Source organism: Streptacidiphilus sp. MAP12-33, assembly GCF_041261265.1.
In the GTDB taxonomy this organism is placed as follows: domain Bacteria; phylum Actinomycetota; class Actinomycetes; order Streptomycetales; family Streptomycetaceae; genus Streptacidiphilus.
This window is the reverse complement of record NZ_JBGCCA010000020.1, coordinates 139058-145433: the sequence shown is the minus strand read 5'-3', so window position 1 is coordinate 145433 and position 6376 is coordinate 139058. Positions and strand designations below refer to the sequence as shown.

The following is a 6376-nucleotide window of genomic DNA, read 5'->3' as shown; positions in this document are numbered from 1 at the left end:
CGCTGCATCAAGCGCTACCTCGCCCGACGCCTCTACCGCCACCTCAACAACGCCGCCGCAACGACACCAGGGGTTGACGAGACATAGAAGCTTCATTCGTCCCCGGGCTCGCCCTGGCCCGCCTCCTCTACGAGGAGGCGGTGCGGCCGATCCTGGAAGAGGAACATCCGGGGATGCCGCACGCCGCCGCGCTGCTGGGTGCGGGCTCCGAGGTCCTGGGTTTCGACACGCCGCGGTCCACCGACCACGACTGGGGGCCGCGGCTGCTGCTCTTCCTCTCCCCGCAGGACGTGGCGGCGCACGGTGCCCGCCTCCACCGTGTCCTGGCCGAGCGCCTGCCCAAGCAGGTGCGCGGCCGGTCCACGCACTTCCGGCTGGTCAACGAGCGGGTCGGCCACCTGCACCCCACCGACGGGCCGGTCGACCATCGCGTGCTCGTGCTGGACGCCGGCTCCTGGTCGACCGGGCACCTCGGTTTCGACGCCGCCTCGGCCGAGCCCGCGGTCCGCGACTGGCTGGCCGTGCCGCAGCAGCGCCTCGCGGAGATCGCCGGGGGAGAGGTGTTCCACGACGGCATCGGCACGCTCACCACCGTCCGGGCGCGGCTGTCCTGGTACCCGGACCAGGTGTGGCGGTACCTCCTGGCCTGCCAGTGGCAGCGGATCTCCCAGGAGGAGGCCTTCGTCGGGCGCTGTGCGGAGGCCGGGGACGAGCTCGGGTCGGCGGTCGTCGCAGGTCGCCTCGTCCGCGACCTCATGCGACTGTGCCTGCTGCTGGAACGCCGCTACGCCCCCTACGGCAAATGGCTGGGAAGCGCCTTCGGCCGGCTGGCGGTGGCCGAGGAGCTGACCCCGTCGCTCCGGGGAGCGCTGGCGGCGACGGAGTACCGCCTGCGGGAGCGCCACCTGTGCGACGCCTACGCGAGGGTGGCCGCACTGCACAACGCGACCGGCCTGACCGGCCCGCTGGCGACCACCTGCCGGCCGTACCACGACCGCCCGTACCAGGTGCTGTTCGCCGAGCGGTTCGCGAACGCCACCGCGGAGACGGTGACCGATCCGCACCTGCGCACGCTGCCGCGGATCGGGACCGTCGACCAGTGGGCGGACAGCACGGACTTCCTGGGGTCGCAGGAGCTGGGGCGGTCCGTCCTCGACACCCTCCCCTGAGCGCCCGCCTGACCGACCGGCCCTGACCGACCGGCCCTGACCGGCCGCCCCTGGCCGGCCGCCGGGCGAAGATCCCGAGCCCCGGGGGCTGGCCCGCATCAGTAAATCTGACGTACCGTCAGGCAACTGATCCGGCAAGGAGGTCCGTGTGACGTTCCGCCCCGTCCCGCTGGACGAGTACCCCGTGCACCAGGTGCCGCTCTCCATGCGGCACGTCGCCACCGGCGACCGCAACGCGTACGACCGCTGCATCTTCCACGTCTTCGACCACGCGGGCCGCGCGCTGCTGATCGCCGGGCTCGGGGTCTACCCCAACACCGGCGTCATCGACGCCTATGTGACGCTCAAGGTGGGCGACACCCTGCACGCCGTCCGAGCCTCCGACGCCCTCGGCGAGGACCGGATGAAGCTGGCCGTCGGGCCGATCCGCATCGAGGTGGTCGAGCCGCTGCGCGCCCTGCGCCTCGTCTGCGAGGGCGGCGAGGATGGGGAGCTGGCGTGCGACGTTGCCTGGCACGCCCAGTTCCCGGCCGTGTGGGAGCCGCACCACGTCGGGTACAGCGGGGACCGGCTGACCCTGGAGGGCCGGCGGTTCGTGCAGGCCGGGGGAGCGGGCGGGTGGATCCGGGCCGGTGGGGAGGAGTTCAGGCTCACCCCGCAGGAGTGGACCGCGACGCGCGACCGCAGCTGGGGAGTGCGGCCGATCCCCGGCGAGCAGCCCGGCCGCGCCGCGGAGGAGCACCGCACCGAGGGGTTCCACTGGGTCTGGTGCCCGATCCGGTTCCGGGACCGGTTCGTCATGGTGATCCTCCAGGAGGACGCCGACGGCCACCGCTCCCTCAACGAGGCCGTCCTCGTCCACACCGACGAAACCCGCCGCGACGAACAACTCGGCTGGCCCTACGTCGACATCGCCTACGCGCCCGGCACCCGCGTACCGACCGGCGCCACCCTCCACCTCACCGACGCCGCCCGCAAGCCCTGGGAGATCCGCGCGGAACTGCTCGGGGGCACCCCGCTCGCCGTCGGCGCCGGCTACCCGCCCGCGCAGGACTGGCAGCACGGCACCTGGCAGGGCCGCGCCTGGGTGGACCGCCGCCGCTACGACCTCACCGACCCCGCCGACCTCGGCCTCGCCGGTTACGGCGTCACCGACCACGCCGCCCGGTTCACCCTCGACGGAGAGGTGGGTCACGGCATCTTCGAGCACGGCAGCTTCGGGCGCCACGACCCGTCCGGCTTCGCCGATTTCTCCTCCGTCGCCCAGTAGAAGCGGGAGCTCCGACCCATGGCCACCCCCAGCGCCCCGCGCCCGCGCACCTCGACCCGCGACCCCGAGCAGTTGCGCTCCCGCCTCCAGGCGTGGATCTCCGGCTGGCAGCCCGGCGCGACCGTCACCGAACTGAGCGTGCCCCAGTCCAACGGCATGTCCAGCGACACCGTCCTGTTCGACCTGCTCGGGCCGGACGGCGGCGTGCGGCCGTGCGTGCTGCGCCTGGCCGCCGACCCGGACGCCTACACCGTCTTCCCCACCTACGACATGGAGCGCCAGTACCGCTGCATGGAGCTGGTCGCCGCGCACACGAAGGCGCCCGTGCCGCGCCTGCTGCGCCTGGAGGGAGACCCCGAGGCGCTCGGCGCGCCCGCCTTCGTCATGGAACGCGTCGACGGACGCGTGCCGCCGGACGTCATGCCCTACACCTACGGCGGCAACTGGCTGCACGAGGCGAGCGACGCCGAACGCGGGCAACTCCAGCAGGAGAGCGTCGACCTGCTCGCGGAGCTGCACCGCGTGCCCGTCGCGCAGGCCGGCTTCCTGCGCTCCCGCGCGCCGGGCGACACGCCGCTGCGACAGCACGTCAACGAGGCGCGGGCGTACTACGACTGGGTCGTGCGCGGCCGCGCCGCCTCACCGCTGATCGAGCGTGCCTTCGCCCAACTGGAGCGCCTGTGGCCCGCGGACGAGGGCGAGACGGTGCTGAGCTGGGGCGACGCCCGGATCGGCAACATGATCTTCCAGGGCTTCACGCCCGTGGCGGTGCTGGACTGGGAGATGGCGGCGCTCGGCCCGCGCGAGCTGGACCTCGGCTGGTTCGTCTTCCTGCACCGCTTCTTCCAGGACCTCACCGTCGCCTTCGGCCAGGAGGGCCTGCCGGACTTCCTGGACCGGGACGCCGTCACCGCGCAGTACGCGCAGGCGAGCGGGCACACTCCGCACGACCTCGAGTTCTTCATCCTCTATGCGGCGCTGCGGCACGCGGTGGTGATGCTCAGGATCGGCTACCGCCAGGTCCACTTCGGCGAGGCGGAGGCCCCGGCCGACCCCGACCGGCTGATCCTGCACCGGGCGACGCTGGAGGCGATGGTCGAGGGCCGCTACTGGGACGCGTGACGACGCGTGAGGATGCCTGGCGGCGGCCGGCACTCAGGCGGCGGCGGCCTGCTGCTGGAGCGGCGTGGGGTGGCCCACGTGCGAGAAGGGCTGCCGGCGCCAGTCGAGCTCAGGGGGCAGCGTCAGGAACTCGGCGAGGGTGGGCTCCGGGCTCGCCAGCGGCCACTCCTCGTCGGCGTCGTCCAGCCAACGGCCGGAGCCCTGGCAGACGGTGGCGGAGAACGGGTGCCAGGCCGTGGTCACCACGGCGTGCTGCGGGAAGCGCTCCTCGTCGTCCAGAACGGCGATGGGACGGTGGCAGTCGGGGCAGCGGAACCGGGTGATCTCCCAGTTCTCGGCCTCGCCCGGGTCCACGCCCGGCGTTCTGACCTCGACGTCGGCCTCGTGGTTCCGGACAGCACTGAGCTGCTCGACAACAGTCATGTGAACTCCCCCTGGAGCAGGCACGCGGACCTGTGTGGTCGCGACCATAGCGAGCACTTCCCCGTGCGGGCACCCGATAATCCTGAGCGTGCCACGGGCATGGGCCAGGACCTGTGTCCTTGCTCACACGCCGGGTCGGATAGGTTGTCCGGGTGGAGGAACTCGACCGACAGATCGTGCAGCTCCTGGTCGCGGACGGCCGGATGAGCTACACCGACCTGGGCAAGGCCACCGGCCTGTCCACCTCGGCGGTGCACCAGCGGGTGCGTCGCCTGGAACAGCGGGGCGTGATCCGCGGCTACGCCGCGATCGTCGACCCCGACGCCGTCAACCTGCCGCTGACGGCCTTCATCTCCGTCAAACCCTTCGACCCGAGCGCGCCGGACGACACCCCCGAGCGGCTCGCGGGCATCGAGGAGATCGAGGCCTGCCACAGCGTGGCGGGCGACGAGAACTACATCCTCAAGATCCGTGTCGCCGCCCCGGGCGACCTGGAGGACCTGCTGGCCCGGATCCGCTCCGCCGCGGGCGTCTCGACCCGGACCACGGTCGTGCTGAGCACGCCTTACGAGGCCCGCCCGCCCCGCCTGAAATAGCCGCCTCCGGCGGCGGAGGCCGACGCCCGTGCGCAGGCCCGCCTCGGCGCCCGTCCCGCTCGTGCTTGCCGTCGCGCGCCCGTCGGCTCGCACCCACGGCCCGCAGGGCGCGTGCCGGGGTGTCCGGGGTGTCTCATAAGGTGGACCGCATGACCGCCGCCGCACCGCTCTCCGCTCTCGCCGACTCCGCCGCGCGCACCGTCCTGCTGCGCGGTGGCGACGTCTACAGCCCCGCCGACCCGTTCGCCACCGCCCTGCTGATGCAGGACGGCGTCGTCGCCTGGGTCGGCGAGGAGGGAGCCGCCGAGAGCTACGCGCGCGACGCCGAGCTGGTCGTGGACCTCGCGGGCGCGCTGGTCACCCCCGCGTTCGTGGACGCCCACGTGCACGCCACCTCGACCGGTCTCGCGCTGACCGGGCTCGACCTGACGGCCTGCCCGAGCCTCGCCGAGGCGCTGGCCCGCGTCCGGGCCTTCGTCGCAGCCTCCGGCGTCGGGCCGAGCGGCGTGCTGCTCGGGCACGGCTGGGACGAGACCAAGTGGCCCGAGCGCCGCGCGCCGAGCCTGGTGGAGCTCGACGAGGCCGCCGCCGGGACCGCGCTCTACCTCTCCCGCACCGACGTCCACTCCGCGCTGGCCTCCAGCGCCCTGCGCGCCCTCGCGGGCCCGGAGCTGAAGGCTCAGCCCGGGTACCTGCCGGAGGGGCCGCTCAGCCGGGCCGCGCACCACGCCGTCCGCGGCGCGGCCCTCGGCCACCTGACGCAGCGCCAGCGCGAGGCCGCCCAGCAGGCCACCCTCGCGCACGCCGTGACCCTGGGCATCGGCGCGCTGCACGAGTGCGCGGGCCCGCAGATCTCCTCCGAGGCGGACCTCACCGGCCTGCTGGCCCTGGCCGCCGCCGGCGGCGGGCCGGAGGTCTTCGGCTACTGGGGCGAGCTCGGCGCCGTCGACACCGCGCGCCGCCTCGGCGCCGTCGGCGCCGGCGGAGACCTGTTCATCGACGGCGCGCTCGGTTCCCACACCGCCTGCCTGCACGCCCCCTACACCGACGCCGAGCACACCGGCGCGTCCTACATCAGCGCCGAGGAGATCGCCGAGCACGTGCGCGCCTGCACCGAGGCCGGGCTCCAGGCCGGCTTCCACGCCATCGGCGACGGCGCGCTGGGGGCGCTGGTCGCTGGTGTGCACGCCGTCGCGCAGGACCTCGGCCTGGAGCGCGTCCGCGCGCTGCGCCACCGCGTCGAGCACGCGGAGCTGCTGACGCCGGACCAGATCGCCGCCTTCGCGGAACTCGGCCTGACCGCCTCCGTCCAGCCCGCGTTCGACGCCTTCTGGGGCGGCGAGTCGGGCATGTACGTCGACCGCCTCGGTGCCGAGCGCGCCCGCACCATGAACCCGTACGCGGCGCTGCTGCGCGCCGGCGTCCCGCTGGCCTTCGGCTCCGACGCACCGGTCACCCCGCTCGACCCGTGGGGCACGGTTCGTGCGGCGGCCTTCCACCACACGCCCGGGCACCGCATCTCCGCGCGGGCCGCGTTCACCGCCCACACCCGCGGCGGCTGGCGCGCCCTGGGCCGCGACGACGCGGGCACGCTCGTCCCTGGCGCCCCCGCGTCGCTGGCGCTGTGGGCCCCGACGGAGCTGGTCGTCCAGGCGCCCGACGAGATCATCCGCAACTGGTCCACGGACCCGCGCAGCGGCGTCCCCGGCCTGCCGGACCTCACCCCCGGGCGTGAGCTTCCGTGCTGCCTGGCGACCGTGGTAAACGGACAGCCGGTCTTCCTGGCCGACTGAGTC

The 6376-nt window shown here is 73.9% G+C and carries 6 protein-coding genes; 5 read left to right on the top strand and 1 reads right to left on the bottom strand.

Annotation, left to right across the window (positions count from 1 at the left end; translation table 11 throughout):
• The first annotated feature begins 173 nt into the window (after nucleotides 1–173).
• The 3 genes from ABH931_RS21000 (at nucleotide 174) to ABH931_RS20990 (ending at nucleotide 3561) form a co-directional block, all read left to right on the top strand.
• Entirely contained in the window at nucleotides 174–1169 is a 996-nt protein-coding gene (locus ABH931_RS21000; protein WP_370115429.1) for a DUF4037 domain-containing protein, read from the top strand.
• A gap of 205 nt (nucleotides 1170–1374) precedes the next feature.
• Nucleotides 1375–2439: a hypothetical protein gene (locus ABH931_RS20995; RefSeq protein WP_370115447.1), complete on the top strand. Its 1065-nt coding sequence runs from the start codon at nucleotides 1375–1377 to the stop codon at nucleotides 2437–2439.
• Between the two features lie 18 nt (nucleotides 2440–2457).
• The gene (locus ABH931_RS20990; RefSeq protein ID WP_370115427.1) at nucleotides 2458–3561 is read left to right on the top strand and encodes a phosphotransferase family protein; all 1104 of its coding nucleotides are present in this window, start codon (nucleotides 2458–2460) and stop codon (nucleotides 3559–3561) included.
• A gap of 33 nt (nucleotides 3562–3594) precedes the next feature.
• Here ABH931_RS20990 and ABH931_RS20985 read toward each other — a convergent pair whose 3' ends face one another.
• Complete coding sequence (locus ABH931_RS20985; RefSeq protein ID WP_370115425.1) at nucleotides 3595–3984, bottom strand: hypothetical protein; 390 nt, start codon at nucleotides 3982–3984, stop codon at nucleotides 3595–3597.
• 152 nt (nucleotides 3985–4136) lie between these two features.
• Here ABH931_RS20985 and ABH931_RS20980 point away from each other — a divergent pair, with 152 nt between their 5' ends.
• Both ABH931_RS20980 and ABH931_RS20975 read left to right on the top strand, forming a co-directional pair.
• Nucleotides 4137–4580: an Lrp/AsnC family transcriptional regulator gene (locus ABH931_RS20980; protein ID WP_370115424.1), complete on the top strand. Its 444-nt coding sequence runs from the start codon at nucleotides 4137–4139 to the stop codon at nucleotides 4578–4580.
• A gap of 149 nt (nucleotides 4581–4729) precedes the next feature.
• Nucleotides 4730–6373 carry an amidohydrolase gene (locus ABH931_RS20975; protein WP_370115422.1) on the top strand — a complete coding sequence of 548 codons (1644 nt, stop codon included), beginning with the start codon at nucleotides 4730–4732 and terminating at the stop codon, nucleotides 6371–6373.
• Nucleotides 6374–6376 lie beyond the last annotated feature (3 nt).

Excerpts from the sequence above, each read along its gene's own strand:
- ABH931_RS21000 (WP_370115429.1), top strand. The coding sequence starts at position 174 with ATGCCGCACGCCGCCGCGCTGCTGGGTGCGGGCTCCGAGGTCCTGGGT.
- ABH931_RS20975 (WP_370115422.1), top strand. The coding sequence starts at position 4,730 with ATGACCGCCGCCGCACCGCTCTCCGCTCTCGCCGACTCCGCCGCGCGC.
- ABH931_RS20995 (WP_370115447.1), top strand. The coding sequence starts at position 1,375 with ATGCGGCACGTCGCCACCGGCGACCGCAACGCGTACGACCGCTGCATC.
- ABH931_RS20985 (WP_370115425.1), bottom strand. The coding sequence starts at position 3,984 with ATGACTGTTGTCGAGCAGCTCAGTGCTGTCCGGAACCACGAGGCCGAC.
- ABH931_RS20990 (WP_370115427.1), top strand. The coding sequence starts at position 2,458 with ATGGCCACCCCCAGCGCCCCGCGCCCGCGCACCTCGACCCGCGACCCC.